Below are 26,755 nucleotides of genomic sequence, written 5' to 3' on the forward strand. Positions count from 1 at the left end.
ACCTTCGCTCGCCGCGTGGGCCTACCAGCCGTCGCCCTGGCCGTTCTGCGGCCAGTTCGGGTCCTGCGGCGGGTAGCCGGGGTTGTGCGGGCCGCGCTGCTGCGGAGCCTGCGGATGCCCCTGCTGCGGCGGGTACGGCTGCTGCTGCCCCTGCTGCGGGTACGGCTGCTGGTGGTGCTGCTGCGGCGGGTAGGGCTGCTGCGGGTACGGGCCCGGCTGGGCGCCGCCGCCCTGCTGCCACTGGTGTCCGCCGCCGTAGCCCACGGGCGCCGGAGCGGGCGCGGGCTCCGGGGCCGGAGCCGCCGCGGGAGTGCCCCAGCGGACGGGCTGCTGCGGCATGTTCTGGTGCAGCTGCTCGTCGTACCCGGGCAGCGGCTGCGGCTGGCTGGGGATGTAGGCCGGGCGGGGGCGGGTGCGCAGCGCCACGCCCTCCAGGCGCATCAGCTGCAGCGTCTCGGTGACCTGCTTGTCGGAGTAGGGGTCCTCCTCCTCCCAGATCTCCGTCATCTCGGCCTCGTGGTCGCCGCCCACGGACACCTCGACACCGCCCTGGCGGGTGCCCCAGCTGCCCTTGTGCAGGGTGAGCAGGGCGTAGAAGCGCAGCGGGGTCAGCAGGAACAGCTGGATCAGGCCGTACAGCGGGGCCAGCAGGAACATGCCGAACCGCTTGATGAAGCCCATGCCGCGGCGCGGGAAGTCCAGATAGCGGACGTTGCGCAGATAGCCCATGAGGACCATGAACAGCGCGTAGTCGCCGATGTGGTCGAGGAACCGGGCCGGGTGCATGATCGGCAGGATGACCATGGAGTAGAACATGGCCGAGCCGAACACCAGCCACAGGCCGAGCTCCATGCAGGTCAGCCAGAAGGCCGGGCGGTATTTCTTCTGGTGCCGGAAGGCCCACAGGGACTCGCGGAAGAAGGACTTGTTCCAGCGGACCTGCTGGCGCAGGAAGTGCGGCAGCTTCTCGGGGACGGCGGTGTAGCCGACCGCGGTCTCCTGGAAGACGACCTGGCCCTCCATCAGGCAGTAGTTGGTCATGCGGCGGTCGTCGCCGAAGACGGCCGGCTTGCCCAGGAACTGCTGGTTGAGGAAGTCCGGCAGGTACTTGCGCACCAGCGAGCCGCGGTACGCCGACAGGGCGCCGCAGCAGCACAGCACGGACTTCAGCCGCGAGTAGGCGGCCCGCTCGAAGAGGAAGGAGTTGCCGTAGCGCAGGTCCTGCAGGCGGGTGAAGACATTGCTGTCGTGGTTGAGCGCCAGCACCATGCCGGTGGAGGCCATGATCTTCTCGTCGGCCAGCGGCAGCAGCAGCTCACGGACCGTGTCCCGGGAGAGCACGGTGTCGGAGTCCACGCACAGGAAGATGTCGGAGTACGGGGCCGCCTCGAAGCCGAGGGCCAGCGCCTCGCGCTTGCCCTTGTTCTCGGGCTGGACGCTGACGGTGTACTTGACGCCCTTCGCCTCGAACTCGGGGCGCAGCTTCCTCGCCGCCCGGATACCGGCCGGGTCGGCGCTGCAGTCGTCGATGATGTGGATCTCGTTGGGCAGCCGGCTCTGCGCGAGCAGGGAGCGCATGCCCTGCTCGAACATCACCGGGTCCTCGTTGTAGATCGGGATGACCGCGGTGACCCAGCACTCCTCGAGGTACTGCAGCTCCTCGCGGCCCGCCTTGGCGGGCCGGTAGAAGAGGGCGCCGAACATCTTCAGGCCCAGCAGGCCCATGGCACCCATCGAGTACAGGTGCAGCGAGTCGGAGTCGAGCCGGGTGGCGATGACGGCGGCGATGGCGATGAAGAAGAAGTACGAGACCTTCAGGTGCCGTCGTTTGCGGTGGGCTCGGCGCCCGTCGGAGTCGACGGCTCCGGGTATGTACGTATCCTCAGTCGTCACAGCTTGACCACCCGGGGATGATCGGAGGTCTTGCCGCGGGTGTCGAAGAGCTTGCGGGCGCGATCGGCCAGCAGGTCCAGGTCGATCTCCCGGTGGGGCTGGAGCAGGATGGTGAGGTCTGCGGCCTCGGCGGCGGCCAGGTAGTCGCCGGCGCGCTCGATCTGCTCGCCGCCGACGGTCCAGCCCTCGACGTGCGGGTCGAAGTAGACCAGTCCGGCGCCGCGCGCGATCAGGTTCTCGGCGACCGCCAGGGCGGGGCTCTCGCGCTGGTCCGAGATGTCCGGCTTGTAGGTGACGCCGATCAGCAGCACACGGGAGCCGCGGACCGCCTTGCCCTCGTGGTTGAGCAGGTCGGCGACGCGGTTGACCACGTGCACGGGCATGCGCTGGTTGATCTCCTGCGCCAGCTCCACGAAGCGGAACGGGATGCCCAGCGAACGCACCTTGTAGGACAGGTAGTTGGGGTCGATCGGGATGCAGTGCCCGCCGACGCCGGGGCCGGGGTAGAACGGCGCGAAGCCGAACGGCTTGGTGGAGGCGCAGCGGATGGCGTCCCACAGGTCCACGCCGATCTCCCGGCAGAACATCGACATCTCGTTGACGAGGGCGATGTTGACGTGCCGGTAGGTGTTCTCCAGCAGCTTGGCCATCTCCGCCTCGCGGGTGCCCTTGGCCTCGACCACGCGGGCCACGAAGCGCTCGTAGAGGGCGCGGGCGGCCTTGGTGCAGTCGGCGGTGACTCCGCCGACGACCTTGGGGGTGTTCTCCAGGCCGAAGGAGGCGTTGCCCGGGTCGATGCGCTCGGGCGAGAAGGCGAGGTGGAAGTCCCGGCCGGCCTTGAGGCCACCGGCCTCGAGGCGGGGGCGGACGACCTCGTCGGTGGTGCCGGGGTAGGTCGTGGACTCCAGGACCACGAGGGTGCCGGGCTTGAAGTGGGTGGCGATGTCCTCGACCGCGGCGTGCACGGCGCCGAGGTCCGGGGAGCCGTACTCGGTGAGCGGGGTGGGCACGCAGATGACGACGGCGGCGGCCTCGGCGATCACCTCGGGCCGGTCGGAGGCGCAAAAGCCCTGCTCGAGCATCGTGGCGACCTCGGCGTCGGTGATGTCATCCACGTGCGAGCGGCCGCTGTTGAGGCCGTCGACCACCTGGCGGCTGCGGTCGAGGCCGACCACCTTCAGTCCGGCCGCGGCGGCGGAGCGGGCCAAGGGCAGCCCCACGTAACCGAGTCCGACAACGACAAGATCCGTCGTGGAGGATCTGCTCACGACACCATTCCCAACCCCGTTGCTCGGCCACGAGCAGGCCGCACGCGGGCAGCGCAAGCCCCCCACGTATTTCGAACATGTCCGAGGAGGCTAACAGAACCTTCATATTTTCATCCCGCCCACATCACGTGCGCCTTGTCACGTACACACCCGTACAACCCTTTACGCATCCCGTGTGTCTCCCGTCACCAAAGCCACGTGAGCGGGCACACGTTTGCACAGCTCTCAGACCTGCGGCTCTCAGACCTGCTGCCAGGCGGTCAGGGCGAGCCCCGGCTCGTCCTTCCGCCGCGTGATCATCAGAGTCCCGGTCGACGGGGCGAACGCAGCCGCGACCAGCTCCCCGTTCTCATCCAGGGCGAGGCACACCCGTGCGTCCGCCGGCAGCCGGGGCCCGGACTCGGTCCACCAGGCCCCCGCGGACTCCTGCTCGGTCGGATACGCGGCGAAGGCCACCCGCCCGCTCGCCGACCGCTGGGCCAGCACGGTGCAGTCGTGCCCCTCGATCACGCACCGCACGGCACTCACAGGCCCCGGCCCGGCCGCCGCGAGCAGGGCCACGGGCTTCTCCCCCGGCCGCCAGGCACACAACTCCCCGCCCGTGTCCGTGAAGTACACAGTGGTGTGCTCCGCCGACGTCGCCAGCGCACACAACGTGCCCGGCTGCACGTCGACATCGCTCCCCTCCGCCCGCACCGGCCGCTTCCCCGCCTCCTCCTGACGCCAGTGCAGAATCCCTCCCGGACCGGCCGCGTACAGCTCCACACGCCCCGACTCGCCCGTCACGGCCGCCAGGTGCTCCTGCACCTGCTCGCCCCCGAGATCGGCCCAGGCCTCCCAGCCGCCCTTCTCCTTCTGGGCGAGCAGGCTCACCCCGCCGCCCTTGTTCCGCACGAAGACATGGGCCCGGCCCTGGGCATCCACGGCAACCGCGGGCGTCCCCGTCCGCCCGCCCTTCTTGTCCGGATGGCCCACGGGAGCGAAGTCCAGGGCCGCCAGCCGGGGCCGGTAGTGGGTCGAGTGCACCAGCCCCGCCTCCCCGGAGACGGTGGGCCGCCAGGCCACCAGATGCGTATACCGGTCGGGCCCCTGCCCGACGGCCACCCCCGGCAGCAACCGCTGCGGCCCACCCGCCCTGCGCGGCGGCTCCCACGGCCCGCCGGCAGCCGGCTCCGCACGGCACAGCACGGCACCGTCCGACGGCAGGTAGACGATGAGGCGGCCATCCCGACCACACAAAAGCCAGTCGCCGTTCACCCTCTTCACCCTAAGGGGCCCGTTGTTCGGGGCATCCCGCCGGGGCGTGCGGAGCCGCGCTGTACTCGTTCCGTGGGACGCTGGGCGGTATGGACGACACCGCTGCTCTGCTGGTCATTGTGGACGCCGCCAATGTGGTCGGGTCGGTGCCGGACGGGTGGTGGCGGGACCGGCGGGGGGCTGCGGAGCGGTTGCGGGACCGGCTGGCGGAGGTGGGGCTGCCAGGGCACGAGGGGCCGGTGGAGATCGTGATGGTGGTGGAGGGGGCGGCGAAGGGCGTGGCGCCGGTGCCGGGGGTGGAGGTGGAGGAGGCGCCGGGGAGCGGGGACGATCACATCGTCCGGCTGGTGGCGGAGGCCGCCGGGCGGCGGGTGCTGGTGGTCACGGCGGACCGCGACCTCCGTCGCCGGGTGTCGGAACTCGGCGCGGAGGTCACGGGTCCGCGATCGGTGCGCGGCTGATCCGGGAGGCTCACCGGGTGTCAGGGACCGGGCTTGCCGGCCTGGCCCGGTGCCACCTGCCCCTCCCTGGCCAGACGGCTGTGACCGCGGCTGTAGAGGAAGTAGACGACGAAGCCGATCGCCATCCAGATGGCGAACCGCACCCAGGTCTCGGCGGGGAGGTTCAGCATCAGCCAGAGGGAGGCGGCGACGGAGAGGATCGGCAGGAACGGGACCCACGGCGTACGGAAGTTGCGCGGCAGGTCCGGCCGGGTCCGGCGCAGGATGATCACGCTGAGCGCGACGATCACGAAGGCGAACAGCGTGCCGATGTTCACCAGCGCCGCCAGTTCGTTCAGCGGGGTGAAGCCGGCGAGCACCGCGATGAGCACACCGAGCAGGATGGTCGGGCGGTGCGGGGTCCTGAAGCGCGGGTGGACCCGGGAGAAGAACCGCGGCAGCAGCCCGTCGCGGCTCATGGCGAAGAAGACACGGGTCTGACCGAGCAGCAGGATCATGCAGACGGTCGTCAGGCCGACCGCGGCGCCGAAGCTGATGAAGCCCGCGTACCAGGGGTGCCCGGTGGCCTTGAAGGCGTCGGCGAGCGGTGCGTCGACGGACAGCTTGCTGTAGTGCTGCATACCGGTGACCACGATCGACACCAGCACGTACAGCACGGTGCAGATGAACAGCGAGCCGAGGATGCCGCGGGGCATGTCGCGCTGCGGGTTCCTGGTCTCCTCGGCGGCGGTGGCCACGATGTCGAAGCCGATGAACGCGAAGAACACGACCGAGGCGGCCGTGAAGATGCCCATGACGCCGAAGTTCGCCGGCGCCCAGCCGAACATCAGCTGGATCAGGGGCGCATCCAGGCTCTGCCCCGCCTCCACGGGCTGCGACTTGGGGATGAAGGGCTTGTAGTTGTCGGCGGTGATGAAGAACGCGCCGGCGATGATCACGACGAGGACGACGGTCACCTTGACGGCGACGACGATCGAGGTGACCCGGGCGGAGAGCTTCATGCCGAGGACCAGGATGCCGGTGAGGACCAGCACCAGCGCGGCCGCGAGCACGTCGAAGCCGAAGACGTCGGAGCCTTCCCGGCTGCCCAGGTACGCGGGCATCTCCCAGTCCGCGTTGCCCATCAGGGACTGGATGTACCCCGACCAGCCGACGGCCACCACCGCCGTACCGAGCGCGAACTCCAGGACGAGATCCCAGCCGATGACCCACGCGGGCAGCTCACCGAGGGACGCGTACGAGAACGTGTAGGCGGAGCCCGCCACCGGGACGGTGGAGGCGAACTCGGCGTAGCAGAGCGCGGCGAGCGCGCAGACCACTCCGGCCACCACGAAGGCCAGGGCCACCGCGGGCCCGGCGTTGTTCTTCGCGACCGTGCCGGTGAGGACGAAGATGCCGGTACCGATGATGACACCGACGCCGAAGACGGTCAGATCGAGCGCGGACAGGGACTTCTTGAGCGCGTGCTCTGGCTCCTCGGTGTCGAGGATCGACTGCTCGACGTTCTTCGTCCTGAAGAGGGGGCTGGTCACAGGTACCTCCCACGCTTGTCATCCTCGACATGATCGAGAGGGGGCGTAGGTCGTATGCCCCGGTACCGTCACCCTCACGCAAACGGGCCGCACGCGCCACTCATCACGGTGGCGCGGGCGGCCCGATCGGGCGATCAGGGAAGGCGGGTGCGCGCAGGTCAGTCGCGGGCGGCCTCCACGGAGCCGACGGCGGAGCGCTCGTACCTGCCGTCCAGCCGGGCGACCAGGCCGGTGACCTGACGGGCGATGTCCGGCGCGGTCAGCCCGATCTCGGCGAGCACCTCGGCGCGGGAGGCGTGGTCGAGGAAGCGCGGCGGGATGCCGAAGTCGCGCAGCGGGACGTCGACGCCGGCGTCGCGCAGCGCCTGGGCGATGGCGCAGCCGACCCCGCCGACCCGCGAGTTGTCCTCCACGGTGACGACCACGCGGTGCTTCTCGGCGAGCGGGGCCATCGCCTCGTCCACCGGCTTGACCCAGCGCGGGTCGACGACGGTGGTGGAGATGCCCTGCTTGTCGAGCAGTTCGGCGACCTCCAGGCACATCGGCGCCAGGGCGCCGACGGAGACCAGCAGCACGTCCGGGGTGTCGGTGCCGGGCTCGCGCAGCACGTCCATGCCGCCCACACGGCCCACGGCCGGTACGGCGGGCCCGACGGCGCCCTTGGAGAAGCGCACCACGGTGGGCGCGTCGTCCACCTCGACGGCCTCGCGCAGCTGGGCGCGCACCTGGTCGGCGTCGCGCGGGGCGGCCAGCCGCAGGCCGGGGACGACCTGGAGGATGGACATGTCCCACATGCCGTTGTGCGAGGGGCCGTCGGTGCCGGTGATGCCGGCCCGGTCCAGCACGAACGTCACGCCGCACTTGTGCAGGGCCACGTCCATCAGCACCTGGTCGAAGGCGCGGTTGAGGAAGGTGGCGTACACGGCGAAGACCGGGTGCACGCCCGCGTGGGCGAGGCCGGCCGCGGAGACGGCGCCGTGCTGCTCGGCGATGCCGACGTCGTAGACCCGGTCGGGGAAGCGTTTGGCGAACTTGTCCAGGCCGACCGGCTGGAGCATGGCCGCGGTGATGGCGACGATGTCCTCGCGCTCCTCACCCAGCTTGACCATCTCGTCGCCGAAGACGGAGGTCCAGTCGGCGCCGGCGGTGGCGATGGGCAGCCCGGTGTCGGGGTGGATCTTGCCGACGGCGTGGAAGCGGTCGGCCTCGTCCTGGAGGGCGGGCTGGTAGCCGCGGCCCTTCTCGGTCAGGCAGTGCACGATCACCGGGCCGCCGAAGCGCTTGGCGCGGGCCAGGGCGGACTCCAGGGCCTCGATGTCGTGTCCGTCGATCGGGCCGACGTACTTCAGGCCGAGGTCCTCGAACATGCCCTGCGGGGCGATGAAGTCCTTCAGGCCCTTCTTGGCGCCGTGCAGGGTGTCGTAGAGCGGGCGGCCGACGACCGGGGTGCGCTCCAGGAGATCCTTGGTGCGGGCCAGGAAGCGCTCGTAGCCGTCGGTGGTGCGCAGGGTCGCCAGGTGGTTCGCCAGGCCGCCGATGGTGGGCGCGTAGGAGCGCTCGTTGTCGTTGACGACGATGACCAGCGGGCGGTCCTTGGCGTCGGCGATGTTGTTCAGCGCCTCCCAGGCCATGCCGCCGGTCAGGGCGCCGTCGCCGATCACGGCGACGACGTGGCTGTCGCGCTTCATGAGCTGGTTGCCCTTGGCGATGCCGTCGGCCCAGCCGAGCACGGTGGAGGCGTGGCTGTTCTCGATGACGTCGTGCTCGGACTCGGCCTGCGAGGGGTAGCCGGACAGGCCGCCCTTCATCTTCAGCCGGGAGAAGTCCTGCCGGCCGGTGAGCAGTTTGTGCACGTAGGACTGGTGCCCGGTGTCCCAGAGCACCTTGTCCTTCGGCGAGTCGAAGACCCGGTGCAGGGCGATGGTCAGTTCCACCACACCGAGGTTGGGGCCGAGGTGGCCGCCGGTCTTGGAGACCGCGTCGACGAGGAAGGTCCGGATCTCCTGGGCCAGCTGTTTCAGCTCCTCCTGGCTGAGCCGGTCCAGATCGCGCGGTCCCCTGATGCGGGTCAGCAGCGGCACCCGTGCCTCCTTGCAGTAGAGCTGATCGAGCTTTTGCCGGGCCTGACGAGTCTAATGTTCCGCTGCCGGGCGCGGACTCCGGGCGGTGCGTCGTACGTCACGCGTTCGGCAGTACCCACGATGCGGCACCCCTGCGACACCCGCAGAAACGCACAGGTGGCCCGGTGCCGTGAAGGCACCGGGCCACTGTGCCGCTCCCCGAGGGGGGTGCGGACGCCGTCCGTGCGAGGCCGGCGCCCCTGGAGGCGGGGCCGGCCCCGCACGGGCCGGGAGCGGGCGCTAGGCGCGGCCCGCGGTCTTCTGCGTCCGGCGGGTGACCGCGTCGATGATGACGGTGGCCAGCAGCACGCCACCGGTGATCATGTACTGGACCGGCGAGGCGATGCCCTCGAGCGCCAGGCCGTAGGCGATCGAGATGATCACCATCACACCGAGCAGGGCGTCCCAGGTCCGGCCGCGTCCGCCGAACAGCGAGGTACCACCGATCACCGCCGCGGCGATGACGTTCATCAGGAACTCACCGGTACCGGCGCCCTGGTTCGCGGAGGCGATCTTCGAGGCGACGAACAGACCGCCGATGGCGGCGAACGTACCGGCGATGGCGAACACCGAGATGCGCACCAGCTCGACGTTGATACCGGCGCGGCGGGAGGCCTCGACGCTGCCGCCGAGGGCGTACACCTTGCGGCCGTAGGAGGTGCGGCGCAGCACGAAGTCGGTGATCACCAGGACCGCGAGGAAGATCACCACGGCCAGCGGCAGGCCCTTGTACTGGTTGAAGACGACCGCCACGGCGAAGGCCACGACGGCCAGCAGCGCGGTCCGCACCACGATCTCGCTGACCGGCCGGGAGGGCACCCCGGCGGCCTCACGGCGGCGGTTGTCGAAGAACGAAGTGAGGAAGTACCCCACGGTCGCGACGAGCGCCAGGCCGTAGGCCGCGGCCACGTCCGAGAAGTAGTAGCTGGTCAGCTTGACGACCAGACCGTCGGAGTCGAGGTTGATGGTGCCGTTCTCGCCCAGGATCTGGAGCATGAAGCCCTGCCAGAACAGCAGACCGGCCAGGGTCACGGCGAAGGCCGGCACACCGATGCGGGCGAAGACGAAGCCGTGGATGGCGCCGGCGACCGTGCCGGTGAGGATCGCCAGCACCAGGGCCAGCACCTCGTTCATCCCGTGGGTGACGCTGAGCACCGCGAAGGTGGCGCCGGCGACACCGCTGACCGAGCCGACCGACAGGTCGATCTCGCCGAGCAGCAGGACGAAGACGATACCGACGGCGATCATGCCCGTGCCGACCATGGCGATCGACATGTCGGAGAAGTTGCCGGCGGTGAGGAAGTTGGAGTTCAGGCTGGTGAAGATGCCCCAGATGATCAGCAGGCCGACCACGACCGGGAGGGAGCCCAGGTCACCGGCCTTCATCTTCCGCTTGAACTCGTTGACGTAGCCCTTCAGGCCCTGCTCGCGCACCAGCAGCCGGGGGTCGACGGCGGTGACCGCTGCGGCTGCCGCCTCGGGGTTCTCCACGACGTGGTCCTCGGCGGGGGTGGTGGTCTTGTCGGTGCTCATTTCTTGATCTCCCCATTGGTGCGCGCCGCACGACGGGTCACGGCGTTGTCCGTGGCGCCCGTGATGGCGGAGATGATCTCTTCCTGCGAGGTCGACTTGACCTCGAAGACGCCGTTGTTGCGGCCGAGGCGCAGCACGGCGACCTTGTCCGCCACGGCCTTGACGTCGGCCATGTTGTGGCTGATGAGGATCACCGCGTGTCCGCGCTCGCGCAGGCGCTCCACCAGGTCGAGGACCTGGGCGGTCTGCTCGACACCGAGGGCGGCGGTGGGCTCGTCGAGGATCACCAGCTTGGGCTCGCCGAGCATGGACCGGGCGATGGCCACGACCTGGCGCTGACCGCCGGAGAGCGAGGCGATCGGGATGCGGACGCTGGGGATGCGGATCGAGAGGGTGTCGAGCAGCTCGCGGGAGCGGCGCTCCATCTCCACCTCGTCCAGGACGCCGCGGCGGCGGATCTCCCGGCCGAGGAAGAGGTTGCCGACGACATCGATGTTGTCGCACAGCGCGAGGTCCTGGTACACCGTCGCGATGCCCAGGTTCTGGGCATCGTGCGGCTTGCTGATCTGGACGGGCTTGCCCTCCCACTCGATGACGCCCTCATCGATGGGATGCACGCCGGCGATCGTCTTGACCAGCGTGGACTTTCCGGCGCCGTTGTCGCCGACCAGGGCGACCACCTCACCGGCGTGGACCTCAAGCTCTACGTCGGTGAGCGCCTGGACGGCACCGAATCGCTTGGAGACCCCGCGCAACGCCAGCACGGGCGTAGCGGACACGTGAACCATCTCCTTCGCCGCCTGACCCGGCGGGAGGTTGTGCAGAGTTTTCGGGGGGTGTTCCGTCCGGCGCCCCGCGTAGCTTGCGGGGCTGGTGTGTGCGGGGCGCCGGCGGAAACTCGGGGCAGCGGGTCCCGTACGGGAGTCATCGGGTGGACTCCCGTACTGCGTGGGACTCCTTGCTGCTTACTTCAGACCGATCTTGTCGCAGGCGGCCTTGTACTTGCCCGCGCAGATCTCGTCGATGGTGTAGACGCCGTCCTTGACCACGGTGTCCTTGATGTTGTCCTGGGTCAGCGAGACGACCGGGACCAGCACGGCCGGGACGCCCTTGGTGGTGGGGCTGTCGACCTTGTCCTTGGCGATGGAGTCCAGGGACTTGCCCTGGGCGAGCGCGACGGCCATCTCCGCGGCGGCGTTGGCCTCCGGGGCGTACGGCTTGTAGACGCTCATGTACTGCTCACCGGTGACGATGCGCTGCACACCCGCGAGCTCGGCGTCCTGGCCGGTGACCGGGATGTTGTCGATGCCGGCCGCCTTCAGGGCGGTGATGATGCCGCCCGCCATGCCGTCGTTGGCGCTGTAGACGCCGACGATGTTCTTCTTGCCGAGGGCGGAGATGGCGCCTTCCATGTTCTGGTTGGCGTTCTCCGGCTTCCACTCCTTGGTGTCGTACTCGCGGCCGATCTTCACCTTGCCGTCGAGGACGGAGTGGGCGCCCTTCTTGAACTGGGCGGCGTTCGGGTCGGTGGAGGACCCGTTCATCATGACGATCTGGCCGTCCTTGGCCTTGTCGCCGAGCGCCTTCAGCAGGGCCTCGCCCTGGGTCTTGCCGACGGTGACGTTGTCGAACGACGTGTAGGCGTCGATCGGACCCTCGGCGAGACGGTCGTAGGCGACGACCGGGATCTTGGCGTCCTTGGCCTTCTTCACCGAGCCGGCGATGGCCTTGGAGTCCACCGCGTCCAGGATCAGCACGTCGACCTTGTTGGTCACCATGGTGTCGACCTGCTGGGCCTGCAGGCTGGCGTCCTGCTTGGCGTTGGCGTAGACCACCTCGGCCTTGTTGTTCGTGAGCTCCTTGATCTTCTTCTCGATCAAGGGCTTGTCGAACTTCTCGTAGCGCGCGGTCTGGTTCTCCGGCAGGAGCAGACCGACCTTGATCTCGTCACCCTTGGCGGCCGAGCCGCCGCTGTCCTTGTCGCCCGACTCCTTGGCGCTGCCACAGGCGGCCAGCGAGACGGCCATTGCACCGGCGGCAATGGCAACGGCGGCACGACGCATACGTGCGTTCACTTCTTCAAACCTCCCTGACGAGGCCGCGTCGTTGCGGCCGAGGTGGCTGGAAGTCAACTCGGCCACACGTGCGACGTCAAGAAGTAAATCCTTAACGAGATGGCAACGGTGCCATCCGTTCTCTAAGTGAAGGCGGGTGTACCGGCCATCGGTGCCCCCGCCACAGCTCCGTCCAAAAGGGTCGAATCGCCCATTTCGTTGAGGGCGAGGGCGAGCGCTCCGAGGACCTCCGCTCGGCTCCCAAGTGCCCCGGGGAGAACGGACAGTTGGCGCGCCGCACTGGGGATCGCATAGCGGCCGACGGACTCCCTGATCGGCCCGAGCACCAGCTCACCGGCCTCGGCGAGATCACCGCCGAGGACGATGCGGCTCGGGTTCAGCAGGTTGCAGAGATTGGCGACTCCACTGCCGACATGGCGGCCGACGTCGGCGATCACCCGGCGGCAGCCCGGGTCGCCGTCCCTCGCCAGTCTCACGACCTTCTCCATGGTCAGGTCCGTGCCGTGGCTGGAATGGAGCAGCGGGAGCACATAGCGGGCCGCCGCGAAGGTCTCCAGGCAGCCGCGGTTGCCGCAGCGGCAGACGGGGCCGGACTCATCGAGCGTAATATGCCCGATTTCGCCCGCGGTGCCGCCGGGCCCCCGGTAGATCTTCCCGTCGATCACCAGGCCGGCGCCGACGCCGCTCGCGACCTTGATGTAGGCCAGGTCGCGCACGCCCCGGCCGCTGCCCCAGACCATCTCGCCGAGGGCGCCGAGGTTGGCGTCGTTGTCCACGTGCACCGGCACTCCGAGGCGCCCCCGCAGCTCCTCGGCCGGTCTGGTGCCGCCCCAGCCCGGCAGGATCGCGGTGGAGCCCAGGGTGCCGGACTCCACGTCGATCGGGCCGGGCACGCCCAGGCCGATCCCGGCGATCTTGGAGCGGTCCACCCCGGTGGCGTCGATCATCCTGTTGACCAGCTGTTCCGCCCGGTCGAAGCCTTGCGTGGCGGAGGCGTCCACGTCCAGTGGCTCGGACTTCTCGTCCAGCACCTGATGGGCGAGATTGCCGATCGCCACGCGTAGATGCGTATGGCCGAAATCCACCCCGATGACGATGCCGGCGTCCCCGCTCAGCGAGACGCTGCGGGCCCTGCGTCCGCCCGCCGAGGTGGGGGTGACCTGGACCGTTCCGCCCTCTTTCAGTTCCCGGACGATGTTGGATACGGTCGCCGCCGACAGGCCTGTCGTCCTCGCGATCTCGGCCTGAGTGAGAGAACCCGCAAGACGTACTGCTCGGACGACCCGCTCCAGGTTGGCTCGGTGCAGCGACGACTGCGACCCCGGAGTCTCCACGACGACCTCCTGCGCGCGGGGCCGCTTCGGTGAGGCCCCGTTTCATGTCCAACTAGTGAACTCTAAGCTGAGCCGTTCGGGCTGCCTCCCGTCAAGAGGTTGAACCGTTTCGGAGGACGACAGGGAGAACGGTCACATACACGGACGCCGCCCCCGGGAGCCGGGAGCGGCGCGTGCGGGAGCGGATGCGCAGCGTTACTTCAGCGCACCGGCGGTGAGACCCTGGACCACCTGGCGCTGGAAGATGATGTAGGCGGCGAGCACCGGGAGCATCGCCATCACCAGGCCGGCGAACAGCCCGGACCAGTCCCCCTTGTAGCCCTGGCTGACCGCCAGCTGCACCAGGCCCTGGGTGAGGACGTGCTTGTCCTCGTCGGTGTTCAGCACGGTGGGCAGCATGTACTGGTTCCACTGGCCCAGGAAGTTGAAGATGCCCACGCTGATCAGGCCCGGCTTGGCCATCGGCAGCATGATCTGGAAGAACGTCCGGCTGTGCGAGGCGCCGTCCACGAAGGCGGCCTCGGCGACGGAGGTCGGCAGGCTGCGGAAGAAGGCGGTCAGGAAGAACACCGTGAACGGCAGCGAATAGGCGATGTAGACCAGGATCAGGCCGTGGATGGTGTTCAGCAGTCCCATGTTGTTGACCACGTAGAACAACGGGACCAGGGCGAGCATGATCGGGAAGCTCATGCCGCCGATGAACAGGTAGTAGATGAACCGGTTGCCCGGGAATTCGAAGCGGGCCAGCACATAGGCCGCCATCGAGCCCAGGACGAGGGTGCCGATGAGCGAGCCGCCCACCACCAGGACGGTGTTGAGGAAGTAGTCGCTCATATGGGCCTGGGTCCAGGCCCGCGACCAGTTCTCGAAGTGCAGCCGGTCCGGCAGCGACCAGGGGGAGCCGAAGATGGAGGCGTCGTCCTTGAAGGACGTCATCACCGCCCACACCAGCGGCATGACCACCATGATCGCCCAGATGACGAGGATGCCGTGGGAGAAGACATTGAGGACGGTGCCCTCCTTCTTCCCACGCGCCGGCCCGGGCGCCGGCAGGTCGACCTTGGTGACAGGGGCGCCGGACTCGGCGGGTACCGGAGCGGAGGTCTCGGTCGTCTTCATCTGATCAGTACTCCAGCCGCTCGCGCCGCCCCAGCCGCATCACGATGGCGGCGAAGGCCAGCGTGACGACGAGCAGGGCGACACCGATGGTGGTGGCATAGGCGGCCTGACCGTCACGGAACGCCTTCTGGTACACGTACAGGACCATGACGGTGGTCGAGTAGTCGGGCCCGCCGGGTCCGGTCGTCATGATCTGTACGACCGCGAACGACTCGGCGCCCAGGGCGAGGATGCCCATGTACACCCAGCCGGACTGCACGGTGTCCCACAGCAGCGGCAGGGTGATACGGAAGAACATGGTGAAGCGGCCGGCCCCGTCCAGCAGCGCGGCCTCGTACAGGTCCGCCGGGATGGAGGCCATGCCCGCGGAGAACAGGACCACGAAGAAGCCCACCGTGGACCAGACGAGCACCGCCATCACGGCCCACAGGGCGAGGTCCGGGTCGCCCAGCCACAGCGGCTGGACGTCGTCGAGGCCGACCGCCCGCAGGACGGAGTTGACCGCACCGCTGTCCGGGTTGTACGCGAACGCGAACAGCAGGGCGACGATGGCGATCGAGAGCACCTGCGGGAAGAAGTAGACGATCTTGTAGAAGCCGGAGCCGCGGACCCCGCTGATCACCGGTCCGCCCCGGCGCCGCCGGCCGCCCACGTTGATCATGAACGACAGGAACAGCGCCAGACCGATCGTCACCACCGGCACCAGCAGCGCGAACAGCAGGCTGTGCTGCAGCGACTTCCAGAAGATGGAGTCGTCCCACATGCGCTCGTAGTTGGCGAAGCCCACCATCGAGAACTCGGGACTCAGACCGGTCCAGTCCGTGAACGAGTAGTAGATCGACTGGATGAACGGCCAGATGACGAAGAGCGCGTACAGCCCCAGGGGAACCGCGAGGAACCCCACGATGAACCGGTACTTGCCGTGCTGCATTCCTAGCGACCCCGATCTGCGCGCGGGTGCCGCCAGGGCCGGCCCGGCGCGGCTGCGCCGGACAGGCCCTGGGGACGGGTCCTCACTGGTGCTTGTAGTGCTTGATCGACGAGTCCTTGGCGGTCTCGTCGGCGAAGGCCTGGATCTTCTTGATGGCCTCGGCCGGGGTGATGCGGCCGGCCATCATCTCGCCGAGGCCCGCCACACCGATCTTCTCCTTCTGCAGCTGCACGTACCAGTCCTGGATGCGCGGGTTCAGGACGTTCTCGCCGGCCAGTTCCAGCGCCGCGACACCGGACTTGAGGCCAGGGGTGAGCTCGATGCCGTCGGTGCCGCCGTTGTAGGCGGTCAGCGACTTCACCTTGCTGGTGAAGTTCTTCGAGGAGGCCTCGCTGAGCATGATGCGCAGCTGCTCCATGCCGCCCAGGCCGTTGTTCGCCTTGGCCGGGACGATGAAGGGCTCACCGCCGGAGGCCCAGATGGTGCCGAAGGGCATCTTGTCGTTCTCGTCGAGGCCGGTGGGCGCGGACACCGTGACCTCGAAGTCCGCCGGGATGACCTTGGCCGACTCGTTCTCCACCCAGGAGCCGTTGGGAAGGAACAGCGCCTTGCCCTGGGCCCAGGCGGTCTGGGACTGGATGTGGTCGAGGCCGGGGGTGCCCTTGAGGATGTAGCCCTTCTTGTAGAGCTCGTAGTAGGCCTCGAAGCAGGCCTTGACCGCCGGGTGCTTCCAGGCGTTCGGCTCGAGGTTGTCGATGGCGTCGAGCACCTCGCGGCCGCCGACCTTGCCGATCATCGGGTAGAGCGAGAAGGGGATGTAGTACGGGTACTTGCCCGCGTACGTCCAGCCCGCCATGCCCTTCTTCTTGGCCTTGGCACAGACGGCGAGCATCTGGTCCCAGGTTTTCGGGTACTCCTCGTCCAGCGAGTCCAGGGCCTTCTTCGAGTACCAGACGCCGTAGACCGTGTAGGCGTAGTAGAGGATCCAGACCTTGTCGCCGTCGAACTGGCCCATCTCGACGATGCCGGGGCGCAGCGTGTCGCGGACCTTCTTGTTCGGGTCGTCGTAGGACGGGGCGTCCAGGAGCGGGGTGAGGTCGGCGAGCTGGTTCTTGCCGACGAGGACGCCCATGTCCATCTGCTCGGCACCGGAGTTGTCGATGAGGTCGGGCGGGTTGCCCTGGTTGAAGCGCGGCTGCAGGGTCGACTGGATCTTCTGCGTCGCGGAGAACTTCACCTTGGCCTTGGGGAAGTTCTTCTCATAGATCTTGACGGCGTCCTGGGCGTACTCCTTGCCGAAGCCGCCGTCGAAGAGGACGAATTCCATCTGCGCGGTGTCATTGACGCCGAGCGGGTTCTTCGCGGTCTTCTTGCCGGCCTTGGCCTTGTCCTGATCGCCGCCCCCTCCCCCGCTGGCACACGCGGACAGGAAGCCCATGGCGGGTACGGAGACCAGCCCCAGCGCGGCGGACCGCTTGATCAGACTGCGGCGGTCGACGCCGCCGGTGGCGAACTCGCCGGTGCCGTTGTTCTCGGCGGAGGTGGATCCCATGCTCAAGTCCTCGCCTTCTCCAGGACTCAGGCGGTGAACCGGATCCTTCCCGGCACCGCGTTCGGGTCAAGCTGGGTCGTGCTGGAAGTGCTGTCGAGGTGCTGTGGTGCTGGACGTTCCCGGTGACACGTCACTGATGGCCGGGTGCGGTGAAGATGCCCCGGAGTGCCGACAGGTATAGTCCACTTCCCGCCAGCGGAGCAAGATCGAATGCAAGGTTCGCTGCCGGTCTTTTCCGAGTTGAGACCTGCCGGAAATATGTGCTCCCGGCACGCTTCTCGGCGGAATTATCCGGGCCTCCGATCTCGAATGCCGCATTCAACACCTTGACACCGCGGGCCACTTGGCCCACTACTGTTCCTTGCGCAGTGAAACTGACAACGTTGTCCAGGCGCAGGGAGGGTGCTCGCGCATGCTGCACAGAGTCCGGCACGGAGTACGGCACAGATGGAGTACGGCGGTCGTGGCGGCGACCGCCTTCGCTTTGGCCGTGAGCTCCCAGGGCGCCGCCGCGGCCCTGCCGGGAGCACCGGCGAAGACCGACCGGGCGTTCGCCTCCTCGTTCGAACAGGGCGACCCCGCCCCGGACTGGGTGAGCACCGTGGAGACCGCACCGGGCGGCGGCAAGCGCGCCTTGGGCGTCGACGGCGGCTACACCAGCGGCATCCCGGGGAATGTGACCGACCGGGTGACCGACGTACGGGCGAGCGCCGAGAACACCGGCGGCGGGGAGGTGAAGGAGAACCTCATCGACGGCGAGCCGAGCACCAAGTGGCTGACGTTCGAGCCCACCGGCTGGGTCGAGTTCGACCTGGACGAACCGGTGAAGATCACCCGATATGCCCTCACATCGGCCAATGACCACGCCGAACGCGACCCGCGGGACTGGACGCTGAAGGGCTCCGCGGACGGCAAGGAGTGGACGACCCTCGACACCCGGACGGGCGAGACCTTCGGCGAGCGGTTCCAGACGAAGATCTACGACCTGGACGCCGGCGCGGTCGCCGAGTACCGGCACTTCCGGCTGGAGATCACCAAGAACGGCAGCGGCACCATCGTCCAGCTCGCCGACGTGCAGTTCTCCACGGGCGGCGAGGACGGCCCGGTGCCCCCGGACATGCTGACGCTGACCGACCGCGGCCCGAGCGGGTCGCCCACCGCGAAGGCGGGCGCCGGATTCACCGGAAAGCGTGCCCTGCGTTACGCCGGCCGGCACACCGCCGAGGGACGGGCCTACTCGTACAACAAGGTCTTCGACGTCAATGTGAAGGTGGAGCGGGACACCCGGCTGTCGTACCGGATCTTCCCCTCGATGGCCGACGGCGACCTCGACTACGACGCCACCAATGTCTCGGTGGACCTCGCCTTCACCGACGGCACGTACCTGAGCGACCTGCGCGCCACCGACCAGCACGGCTTCCCGCTCACCCCGCGCGGCCAGGGCGCGGCGAAGGTCCTCTACGTCAACCAGTGGAACAACGTGGTCTCCCGGATCGGCTCGGTGGCCCGCGGCAAGACGGTCGACCGGATCCTGGTGGCCTACGACTCCCCCAAGGGCCCCGCGGAGTTCCGGGGCTGGGTGGACGACGTGGAGCTGAAGCCGGTGGCACCCGAGCGGCCCAAGGCCCACCTGTCCGACTACGCGGTGACCACGCGCGGCACCAACTCCAGCGGCGGCTTCTCGCGCGGCAACACCTTCCCGGCCACCGCCGTGCCGCACGGCTTCAACTTCTGGACGCCGGTGACCAACGCCGGCTCGCTGACCTGGCTGTACGACTACGCCCGCGGCAACAACGGGGACAACCTGCCGACCGTCCAGGCGTTCAGCGCCAGCCACGAGCCGAGTCCGTGGATGGGGGACCGGCAGACCTTCCAGGTGATGCCGTCGGCCGCGTCCGGCACCCCGGACACCGGCCGCGAGGCGCGGGAGCTGGCGTTCCGGCACGAGAACGAGACGGCCCGGCCGTACTACTACGGGGTCCGCTTCGAGAACGGCCTGAAGGCGGAGATGGCCCCGACCGACCACGCGGCGGCGCTGCGCTTCACCTACCCCGGCGACGACGCGAGCGTGATCTTCGACAACGTCACCGACCAGGCGGGGCTGACGCTCGACCAGGAGAACGGCGCCGTCACCGGCTACTCGGACGTCAAGTCCGGCCTGTCGACCGGAGCGACCCGGCTGTTCGTGTACGGCGAGTTCGACAAGGAGGTCGTCGACGGGGCGTCCAGCGGCGTCAAGGGTCATCTGCGCTTCGACGCGGGCAAGGACCGCACGGTGACGCTGCGGCTGGCCACCTCCCTGATCAGCGTCGACCAGGCGAAGGACAATCTGCGCCAGGAGCTGCCCGCGAGCCGGTCCTTCGAGTCGGTGAAGAAGGCCGCCCAGCGCCAGTGGGACGAGCTGCTGGGCACGGTGGAGGTCGAGGGCGCCACCCCGGACCAGCTGACCACGCTCTACTCCAGCCTCTACCGGCTGTACCTCTACCCGAACTCGGGCTTCGAGAAGGCCAACGGCACCTACAAGTACGCCTCACCGTTCTCGAAGATGACCGGGCCGGACACGCCGACCCACACCGGGGCGAAGATCGTCGAAGGCAAGGTGTACGTCAACAACGGCTTCTGGGACACCTACCGGACCACCTGGCCGGCGTACTCCTTCCTCACCCCGTCCCGGGCCGGTGAGCTGGTCGACGGCTTCGTGCAGCACTACAAGGACGGCGGCTGGACCTCCCGCTGGTCCTCCCCCGGCTACGCGGACCTGATGACCGGCACCTCCTCGGACGTGGCGTTCGCGGACGCCTACGTCAAGGGCGTCGGCTTCGACGCCGAGGCGGCGTACGACGCGGCCGTGAAGAACGCCACCGTGGTGCCGCCCTCCTCGGGCGTGGGTCGCAAGGGCATGGCCACCTCGCCGTTCCTCGGCTACACCTCCACCGAGACCCACGAGGGCCTGTCCTGGGCGCTGGAGGGCTACATCAACGACTACGGCATCGCGAAGATGGCCGAGGCCCTGCACCGGAAGACCGGCAAGAAGCGCTACCAGGAGGAGGCCGCCTACTTCCTGAACCGGGCGCGCGACTACGTCAACCTCTTCGACGCGAAGGCCGGCTTCTTCCAGGGCCGCAACGCCAAGGGCGACTGGCGGGTGCCGTCGGAGAAGTACGACCCGCGGGTGTGGGGCTACGACTACACCGAGACCAACGGCTGGGGCTACGCCTTCACCGCACCGCAGGACAGCCGGGGCCTGGCCAACCTCTACGGCGGCCGGAAGGGCCTCGCCGACAAGCTCGACGAGTACCTCTCCACCCCGGAGACGGCCTCGCCGGAGTTCGTCGGCTCCTACGGCGGTGTCATCCACGAGATGACCGAGGCGCGGGACGTGCGGATGGGCATGTACGGCCACTCCAACCAGGTCGCCCACCACGCCCTGTACATGTACGACGCGGCCGGGCAGCCCTGGAAGACGCAGAAGAACGTGCGCGAGGTGCTGCAGCGGCTCTACACCGGCAGTGAGATCGGGCAGGGCTACCACGGCGACGAGGACAACGGCGAGCAGTCGGCCTGGTACCTCTTCTCCGCGCTCGGCTTCTACCCGCTGGTGATGGGCAGCGGCGAGTACGCCATCGGCTCCCCGCTGTTCACCAAGGCGACCGTGCACCTGGAGAACGGCCGCAAGCTGGTGGTGAAGGCCCCGGAGAACAGCACGCGCAACGTGTATGTGCAGGGCCTGAAGGTCAACGGCAAGCGCTGGAACTCCACCGCGCTCCCGCACGCGCTGATCGCCAAGGGCGGCGTCCTGGAGTTCGACATGGGCCCGCGCCCGTCGACGTGGGGCACCGGCAAGAACGCGGCGCCGGTGTCCATCACCCGCGACGACAAGGTGCCCAGCCCGCGCAAGGACCTGCTGGAGGGCGACGGTCCCCTGTTCGACAACACCTCGGGGACCGGAGCCACGGTGTCCACGGTCGAGCTGCCGGTCGCCGGGAACGCCGAGGCGGTGCAGTACACGCTGACCTCCGCGGACCCGGCGAAGGCGCCCACGGGCTGGGTGCTGCAGGGCTCGGCCGACGGGAAGACGTGGAAGGACCTGGACGAGCGGTCCGGTGAGACCTTCCGCTGGGAGCGGCAGACCCGGGCCTTCTCGGTCGGCGAGCCGGCGGCGTACCGCCACTACCGGCTGGTGCTGAGCGGTGAGGCGACGCTGACGGAGGTGGAGCTGCTGGGCTGACGCGGCGCCACCCACGCCGTGAGGCGGGTCCGGGCCTGGCCCGGACCCGCCTTCCGTTGTGTGAGAGGGGCGTTCGGTCAGTGGGCGGTCTGAAGCAGCCGCTCGAGCTCGGCGGCCTGCTGCTCGCCGTCGAGGACACGGATCACGTCCACCAGCGCGTGCTCACCGCCGGGGACCTTGAGCGCCGCCCGGACGATGGCCACCACGTCCTCGCGGAGCCGCATTCCGCGGACGTCGACCGGCCGTCCCAGCACCTCGGCGAGGAGAGAGGCGGCGTTCTGGCGGCCCTGGGGGTCCTGCACGGACGGCAGGGCGCACAGCGCGTCGGTGAGGTTCAGCAGCAGCTGCATGTCTCCCGCGTCGCCGCCGTTCGCCCCGTGGGCTTCCCCGCTCGCCCGGTCCAGACGCTGCCGTATGCGGTCGGCCGCCGCGCCCCCCTCGTACAGCTCGATCACCCTCATCAGCGTGTCCTCTCCGCCCTCGGCGGCCAGGGCGCTCCGGGCCAGCATCGCCGCGTCCTCCTGCAGCCGGACACCGCGCAGATCGACGGTGCGCCCCAGGTGTTCGCCCAGGACGACGGCGAACCGCATCCGGGTCTGTACGTCCGCCAGGGACGGCAGTTCGCACAGCAGCTTGACGAGGATCAGCAGCCGGGCGAACCCGTTGGCGGGCCTCGGCTGTTCCGGCACCGGAGGAGGGACGTCGGGCACGACGGACGGTGCCGGCCTGTCCGCCTGGGCCGGGATGCCGGGCAGCGGGTGCTGCCGCGGTGCCGTCACCGACCGGGCGACGACCAGCTGGCGCTCCACCTGCGCCCACAGCTGGGGGCGCTGGCGCACCCCGGCCGCCCGCAGCTCGTCGTAGACGTATTCGTACAGGTCCTGCGTGCTGATCAGGCCGTCGCCGTTGCGGTCGGCCTCGCCCGAGCGGAGGCCCTTGATGACCGCGCCGGTGAACCTGGAGGGCTCGGGTTCGAGTTCGTCGAGGCGTTCGCCCTCCCAGGCGTACTCGGTGCGGTTGGTCGCGGTGAGCACCGCCCGGCCGTGTCCGGCCAGTTCGTCCCTGAGGTGCACGGCGGTGTCGCCCTTGGCTCCGGGCAGGAAGGCGCCGCTGTAGCAGCAGTCGAGCAGCAGCACGACCGACCGGGCGCGGCAGCGCTGCATCTGCGTGCGCAGGAACTCGGCGGAGACGGCGGTGGAGGCGAGCAGGCGGCGGTCGGTGTCGGCGGCGGCGAAGTACAGCTCGCCGTCGTCGTTCTTCACGCCGTGGCTGGAGATGTGCAGCAGGAGCAGGTCGTCGCGGCCCCGGTCGAGGAAGAAGTGCTCGATGGCGCGGGCCACCTCGTGGTGGCGGCGGTCGACGATTGTGGTCACGGTGAAGCCGCCGATGCCGGGGTCGCGCAGCACCTCGGCGAGTCCCTCGGCGTCCCGGACGGGTGAGCGCAGCCTGCGCAGTTCCCGGTTCTCGTAGTGGCCCGTCGCGACGAGCAGGGCGAAGCGGCCCGCGGACACTTCGGGGCCGCCCTTCAGCCGCCCTGGCCGGTGCCGGCGGAGGAGCCGGCGGGGCCGGGGTCCTCGGGGCCGTCGTCGGGGTCGCCCCCGTCGTCGGAGCCGCCGCCTGCCGTGCTGGCCTGGTGGGCGGCGAGGAAGGCCTCGATGAGGCGCTGCTGGTCGGCGGAGGACACGGCCTCCAGTTCCAGGCTGTTGTCGCCGAGGGCGATGCTGACCGTGTGCACCGGCCGGTTCTCGATCCAGGTCTGTACGAGGCTCACCACCGAGCGCAGTGCGATGGGCGCCATGGTCACCGCGAGCGCGCCCACGGCGATCGCGTCGACCGGCTTGGCTCCCTCGGGGAGGTCGCCGGCGCGGCGCAGCTGGACGTCGTCCACGTCCAGTTCGAACAGCCGGTCGCGTAACCGGCGGGTCAGTTCGTCGAGTTCTTCCTGGTCGCTGTCCTGACGTCCGGTCAGGACGAGCTGCATGTGTTCCCTGCCGCGGCTCACCGCCACCCCCCGTCGCCTGGTGTCGCTCCAGCGTACAACGGGGGACACGGCGAGGGCCGCACCTCCGACGCCGGAGGTGCGGCCCAACTGCCGTGCGCTGCCGCCTGCTTGCGGATCAGCCGGTGCTTACTTGCGGAGCAGGCTGCGCAGCACGTACTGCATGATGCCACCGTTGCGGTAGTAGTCCGCCTCACCGGGGGTGTCGATGCGGACGACCGCGTCGAACTCGACGCCGGTGTCGGTGGTGACCTTCACCGTGCGCGGCGTGGTGCCGCTGTTGAGCTCGGTGACGCCGGAGATGGAGAAGGTCTCCTCGCCGGTCAGGCCGAGGGTGTCGGCGCTCTGGCCCTCGGGGAACTGCAGCGGCAGGACGCCCATGCCGATGAGGTTGGAGCGGTGGATGCGCTCGTAGGACTCGGCGATGACGGCCTTGACGCCGAGCAGCGCGGTGCCCTTGGCGGCCCAGTCGCGGGAGGAGCCGGAGCCGTACTCCTTGCCGGCCAGGACGACCAGCGGGATGCCGGCGGCCTGGTAGTTCTGGGCGGCGTCGTAGATGAAGGAGACCGGGCCGCCCTCCTGCGTGAAGTCGCGCGTGTAGCCGCCCTCGGTGCCCGGCGCGATCTGGTTGCGCAGGCGGATGTTGGCGAACGTACCGCGGATCATGACCTCGTGGTTGCCGCGGCGCGAGCCGTAGCTGTTGAAGTCGCGGCGCTCGACGCCGTGCTCCGTGAGGTACTTGCCGGCCGGGGTGTCGGCCTTGATCGCACCGGCCGGGGAGATGTGGTCGGTGGTGACCGAGTCGCCCAGCTTGGCCAGGACGCGGGCGCCGCTGATGTCCTCGACCGGGGCCGGCTCCATCGTCATGCCCTCGAAGTACGGGGGCTTGCGGACGTAGGTGGACTCCGGGTCCCACTCGAAGGTGTCGCCGGTCGGGATGGGCAGCGCCTGCCACTGGGCGTCGCCGGCGAAGACGTCGGAGTAGGACTTGGAGAACATGTCCTCGCCGATGGCGTTGGCCACGACGTCGTTGACCTCGGCCTCGGAGGGCCAGATGTCCTTGAGGTAGACCGGGTTGCCGTCCTGGTCGGTGCCCAGGGCGTCCTTGGTGATGTCCACCTTCATCGAGCCGGCGATGGCGTAGGCGACGACCAGCGGCGGGGACGCCAGGTAGTTCATCTTGACGTCGGGGTTGATCCGGCCCTCGAAGTTGCGGTTGCCGGACAGGACCGAGACGACGGCGAGGTCGTGGTCGTTGACGGCCTTGGAGACCTCCTCCGGCAGCGGGCCGGAGTTGCCGATGCAGGTGGTGCAGCCGTAGCCGACGAGGTTGAAGCCGACCTTGTCCAGGTACGGGGTCAGGCCCGCCTTGTCGAAGTAGTCGGTGACGACCTTGGAGCCCGGGGCGAGGGTGGTCTTGACCCACGGCTTGCGGGTCAGGCCCTTCTCCACCGCCTTCTTGGCGACCAGGGCGGCGGCGACCATGACGTACGGGTTGGAGGTGTTGGTGCAGGAGGTGATGGCCGCGACCGTCACCGCACCGTGGTCCAGCTCGTAGGAGGTGCCGTCGGGGGCGGTCACCCGGACCGGGTTGGACGGGGTGCCGTTCGGGATCGACGAGGGGGCGTCGGAGCTCGGGAAGGACTCCTTGCTGGCCTCGTACTCGTCGCTGACGTAGTTGCGGACGTCCTGCTTGAACTGCTCGGCGGCGTTCGCCAGGACGATGCGGTCCTGCGGGCGCTTCGGGCCGGCGATGGACGGGACGACGGTGGACAGGTCCAGCTCGAGCTTCTCGGAGAAGTCCGGCTCGGCCTTCGGGTCCAGCCAGAGGCCCTGCTCCTTGGCGTACGCCTCGACCAGCGCGATCTGCTTCTCGCTGCGGCCGGTCAGGCGCAGGTAGTTGATGGTCTCCTCGTCGATCGGGAAGATCGCGGCGGTGGAGCCGAACTCCGGAGACATGTTGCCGATGGTGGCGCGGTTGGCGAGCGAGGTGGCGGCCACGCCCTCGCCGTAGAACTCGACGAACTTGCCGACGACGCCGTGCTTGCGCAGCATCTCGGTGATGGTGAGCACCAGGTCGGTGGCGGTGGTGCCGGGCTGCAGCTCACCGGTGAGCTTGAAGCCGACGACGCGCGGGATCAGCATGGAGACCGGCTGGCCGAGCATCGCGGCCTCGGCCTCGATGCCGCCGACGCCCCAGCCGAGGACGCCGAGGCCGTTGACCATCGTGGTGTGCGAGTCGGTGCCGACGAGGGTGTCGGGGTACGCCTTGCCGTCGCGGGTCATCACCACGCGGGCCAGGTGCTCGATGTTCACCTGGTGCACGATGCCGGTGCCGGGCGGGACGACCTTGAACTCGTCGAAGGCGGTCTGGCCCCAGCGCAGGAACTGGTAGCGCTCCCTGTTGCGGCCGTACTCCAGGTCGACATTCACCTTGAAGGCGTCGCTGGTGCCGAACTTGTCGGCGATCACGGAGTGGTCGATGACCAGCTCCGCCGGGGCCAGCGGGTTGATCTTCGACGGGTCGCCGCCCAGCTCCTTCACGGCCTCACGCATGGTGGCGAGGTCCACGACACAGGGGACGCCGGTGAAGTCCTGCATGATCACGCGGGCCGGCGTGAACTGGATCTCCTGCGACGGCTGGGCCTGGGAGTCCCAGGAGCCGAGCGCGCGGATGTGGTCGGCGGTGATGTTCGCGCCGTCCTCGGTGCGGAGAAGGTTCTCCAGCAGCACCTTCAGGCTGTAGGGAAGGCGCGCGGAGCCCTCGACCTTGTCCAGCCGGAAGATCTCGTACGAGTCGTCGCCCACCTGCAGCGTGCTGCGGGCGTCGAAGCTGTTCGCCGACACGACAGTCTCCTTCATAGATGTGCGCGTACCACCGTCAATCGTGCCGCCACGCCGGCTTGGCCGTTCCGGTGAGGTCGGGCTAAGTTAGGTATGCCTAACTCGAGTGGCGACCGCGGTGCGCCTCGGCAGATATCTCGATGTCGAGATAACTCTAGTACACGGGCGCCGAATGGTCATGCCCGGACTCCCGGCGCGCCCCGGCGCGGCCTGCGGCATGCCCTGGCACGACGCCCGCGCACGACCGACGCACCCCCTCCAGTGCACCCCGGCACCCCGAGCCCCGCACCCCCGGTCCATGACCCCGTACATTCGGGGTAGCCGCACTGAGGCAGGGTCAGATACTCATACGAGGGAGGCAGGGGTGCCGCTCACTTTCCGCAAGAGCTTCCGGATCCTTCCGGGGGTGCGGCTGAACATCAACAAGCGGTCCTGGTCCATCACCACCGGCGGCGGCAAGGGCCCCCGGTACACTCGGAGCAGTACCGGACGTCGTACGACATCCATGGATTTGCCGGGACCTTTCGGCTGGCGGCGGACGCGGAACACACGTAGCACCAGGGGATGAATCGGGCAAGTTTGACGCCGTGTCACCCGAATGGACCCCCC

Annotated in this window: 18 protein-coding genes; 3 read left to right on the plus strand and 15 right to left on the minus strand. The window is 69.1% G+C overall.

The genetic code is table 11. From position 1 onward, the window contains the following. Positions 1-21: 21 nt before the first annotated feature. From ABD198_RS04535 to ABD198_RS04545, 3 genes are all read right to left on the minus strand, one after another. Positions 22-1,893, minus strand: a complete 1,872-nt coding sequence (locus ABD198_RS04535) for a glycosyltransferase (protein WP_343998022.1) — start codon at positions 1,891-1,893, stop codon at positions 22-24. Continuing rightward, positions 1,890-3,161, minus strand: a complete 1,272-nt coding sequence (locus ABD198_RS04540; RefSeq protein ID WP_343998023.1) for a nucleotide sugar dehydrogenase — start codon at positions 3,159-3,161, stop codon at positions 1,890-1,892. The genes ABD198_RS04535 and ABD198_RS04540 overlap by 4 nt, the downstream gene beginning before the upstream one ends. A gap of 240 nt (positions 3,162-3,401) precedes the next feature. Continuing rightward, positions 3,402-4,418 carry a PLL family lectin gene (locus ABD198_RS04545; protein ID WP_343998024.1) on the minus strand — a complete coding sequence of 339 codons (1,017 nt, stop codon included), beginning with the start codon at positions 4,416-4,418 and terminating at the stop codon, positions 3,402-3,404. Between the two features lie 89 nt (positions 4,419-4,507). Between ABD198_RS04545 and ABD198_RS04550 the strand changes: the two genes are divergently transcribed. Continuing rightward, positions 4,508-4,879, plus strand: a complete 372-nt coding sequence (locus ABD198_RS04550; protein ID WP_343998025.1) for a PIN domain-containing protein — start codon at positions 4,508-4,510, stop codon at positions 4,877-4,879. Between the two features lie 20 nt (positions 4,880-4,899). Here the strand turns inward: ABD198_RS04550 and ABD198_RS04555 are convergent, their stop codons facing one another. The 9 genes from ABD198_RS04555 to ngcE all read right to left on the minus strand — a co-directional run bounded on the left by ABD198_RS04555 (position 4,900) and on the right by ngcE (position 17,075). Then, positions 4,900-6,411 carry an amino acid permease gene (locus ABD198_RS04555; protein WP_343998027.1) on the minus strand — a complete coding sequence of 504 codons (1,512 nt, stop codon included), beginning with the start codon at positions 6,409-6,411 and terminating at the stop codon, positions 4,900-4,902. Positions 6,412-6,569: 158 nt separating this feature from the next. After that, positions 6,570-8,492 (minus strand): 1-deoxy-D-xylulose-5-phosphate synthase, encoded by a 1,923-nt coding sequence (gene dxs, locus ABD198_RS04560; RefSeq protein WP_343998029.1) that lies wholly within the window; start codon positions 8,490-8,492, stop codon positions 6,570-6,572. 279 nt (positions 8,493-8,771) lie between these two features. Further along, entirely contained in the window at positions 8,772-10,064 is a 1,293-nt protein-coding gene (locus tag ABD198_RS04565) for a sugar ABC transporter permease (protein WP_343998030.1), read from the minus strand. Further along, a complete protein-coding gene (locus ABD198_RS04570) occupies positions 10,061-10,852 on the minus strand; it encodes an ATP-binding cassette domain-containing protein (protein WP_167993061.1) in 792 nt (263 codons plus the stop codon). The genes ABD198_RS04565 and ABD198_RS04570 overlap by 4 nt, the downstream gene beginning before the upstream one ends. A gap of 177 nt (positions 10,853-11,029) precedes the next feature. Further along, on the minus strand, positions 11,030-12,127 hold the full coding sequence (locus tag ABD198_RS04575; RefSeq protein WP_343998113.1) for a substrate-binding domain-containing protein: 1,098 nt from the start codon (positions 12,125-12,127) through the stop codon (positions 11,030-11,032). 134 nt (positions 12,128-12,261) lie between these two features. Then, positions 12,262-13,473, minus strand: coding sequence for an ROK family transcriptional regulator (locus tag ABD198_RS04580; RefSeq protein ID WP_343998031.1), 1,212 nt, complete (start codon positions 13,471-13,473; stop codon positions 12,262-12,264). 195 nt (positions 13,474-13,668) lie between these two features. Then, on the minus strand, positions 13,669-14,592 hold the full coding sequence (locus tag ABD198_RS04585; RefSeq protein ID WP_343998032.1) for a carbohydrate ABC transporter permease: 924 nt from the start codon (positions 14,590-14,592) through the stop codon (positions 13,669-13,671). 4 nt (positions 14,593-14,596) lie between these two features. Beyond that, complete coding sequence (locus ABD198_RS04590; protein ID WP_343998033.1) at positions 14,597-15,523, minus strand: carbohydrate ABC transporter permease; 927 nt, start codon at positions 15,521-15,523, stop codon at positions 14,597-14,599. An 82-nt stretch (positions 15,524-15,605) separates the two neighbouring features. Continuing rightward, on the minus strand, positions 15,606-17,075 hold the full coding sequence (ngcE, locus tag ABD198_RS04595; protein WP_343998034.1) for an N-acetylglucosamine/diacetylchitobiose ABC transporter substrate-binding protein: 1,470 nt from the start codon (positions 17,073-17,075) through the stop codon (positions 15,606-15,608). 412 nt (positions 17,076-17,487) lie between these two features. Between ngcE and ABD198_RS04600 the strand changes: the two genes are divergently transcribed. Continuing rightward, on the plus strand, positions 17,488-21,303 hold the full coding sequence (locus ABD198_RS04600) for a GH92 family glycosyl hydrolase (RefSeq protein ID WP_343998035.1): 3,816 nt from the start codon (positions 17,488-17,490) through the stop codon (positions 21,301-21,303). Positions 21,304-21,380: 77 nt separating this feature from the next. On the opposite strand, the gene ABD198_RS04605 is transcribed toward ABD198_RS04600, so the two are convergent. The 3 genes from ABD198_RS04605 to acnA form a co-directional block, all read right to left on the minus strand. After that, positions 21,381-22,814, minus strand: a complete 1,434-nt coding sequence (locus tag ABD198_RS04605; protein ID WP_343998036.1) for a caspase, EACC1-associated type — start codon at positions 22,812-22,814, stop codon at positions 21,381-21,383. A 14-nt stretch (positions 22,815-22,828) separates the two neighbouring features. Beyond that, the gene (locus ABD198_RS04610) at positions 22,829-23,284 is read right to left on the minus strand and encodes a hypothetical protein (protein ID WP_343998037.1); all 456 of its coding nucleotides are present in this window, start codon (positions 23,282-23,284) and stop codon (positions 22,829-22,831) included. Between the two features lie 147 nt (positions 23,285-23,431). Beyond that, positions 23,432-26,149 (minus strand): aconitate hydratase AcnA, encoded by a 2,718-nt coding sequence (gene acnA, locus ABD198_RS04615; RefSeq protein ID WP_343998038.1) that lies wholly within the window; start codon positions 26,147-26,149, stop codon positions 23,432-23,434. Positions 26,150-26,510: 361 nt separating this feature from the next. Here acnA and ABD198_RS04620 point away from each other — a divergent pair, with 361 nt between their 5' ends. After that, positions 26,511-26,714: a DUF4236 domain-containing protein gene (locus ABD198_RS04620; RefSeq protein ID WP_343998039.1), complete on the plus strand. Its 204-nt coding sequence runs from the start codon at positions 26,511-26,513 to the stop codon at positions 26,712-26,714. Positions 26,715-26,755: the final 41 nt, after the last annotated feature.

The organism is Streptomyces thermocarboxydovorans (assembly GCF_039524635.1).
In the GTDB taxonomy this organism is placed as follows: Bacteria; Actinomycetota; Actinomycetes; order Streptomycetales; family Streptomycetaceae; genus Streptomyces; species Streptomyces thermocarboxydovorans.

What these genes read in the sequence shown, in the direction of transcription:
- ABD198_RS04570 (WP_167993061.1), bottom strand. Translation starts at nt 10,852, where the DNA reads ATGGTTCACGTGTCCGCTACGCCCGTGCTGGCGTTGCGCGGGGTCTCC.
- ABD198_RS04600 (WP_343998035.1), top strand. Translation starts at nt 17,488, where the DNA reads ATGCTGCACAGAGTCCGGCACGGAGTACGGCACAGATGGAGTACGGCG.
- ABD198_RS04575 (WP_343998113.1), bottom strand. Translation starts at nt 12,127, where the DNA reads ATGCGTCGTGCCGCCGTTGCCATTGCCGCCGGTGCAATGGCCGTCTCG.
- ABD198_RS04585 (WP_343998032.1), bottom strand. Translation starts at nt 14,592, where the DNA reads ATGAAGACGACCGAGACCTCCGCTCCGGTACCCGCCGAGTCCGGCGCC.
- ABD198_RS04550 (WP_343998025.1), top strand. Translation starts at nt 4,508, where the DNA reads ATGGACGACACCGCTGCTCTGCTGGTCATTGTGGACGCCGCCAATGTG.
- ABD198_RS04610 (WP_343998037.1), bottom strand. Translation starts at nt 23,284, where the DNA reads ATGCAGCTCGTCCTGACCGGACGTCAGGACAGCGACCAGGAAGAACTC.
- ABD198_RS04590 (WP_343998033.1), bottom strand. Translation starts at nt 15,523, where the DNA reads ATGCAGCACGGCAAGTACCGGTTCATCGTGGGGTTCCTCGCGGTTCCC.
- ABD198_RS04565 (WP_343998030.1), bottom strand. Translation starts at nt 10,064, where the DNA reads ATGAGCACCGACAAGACCACCACCCCCGCCGAGGACCACGTCGTGGAG.
- ngcE (WP_343998034.1), bottom strand. Translation starts at nt 17,075, where the DNA reads ATGGGATCCACCTCCGCCGAGAACAACGGCACCGGCGAGTTCGCCACC.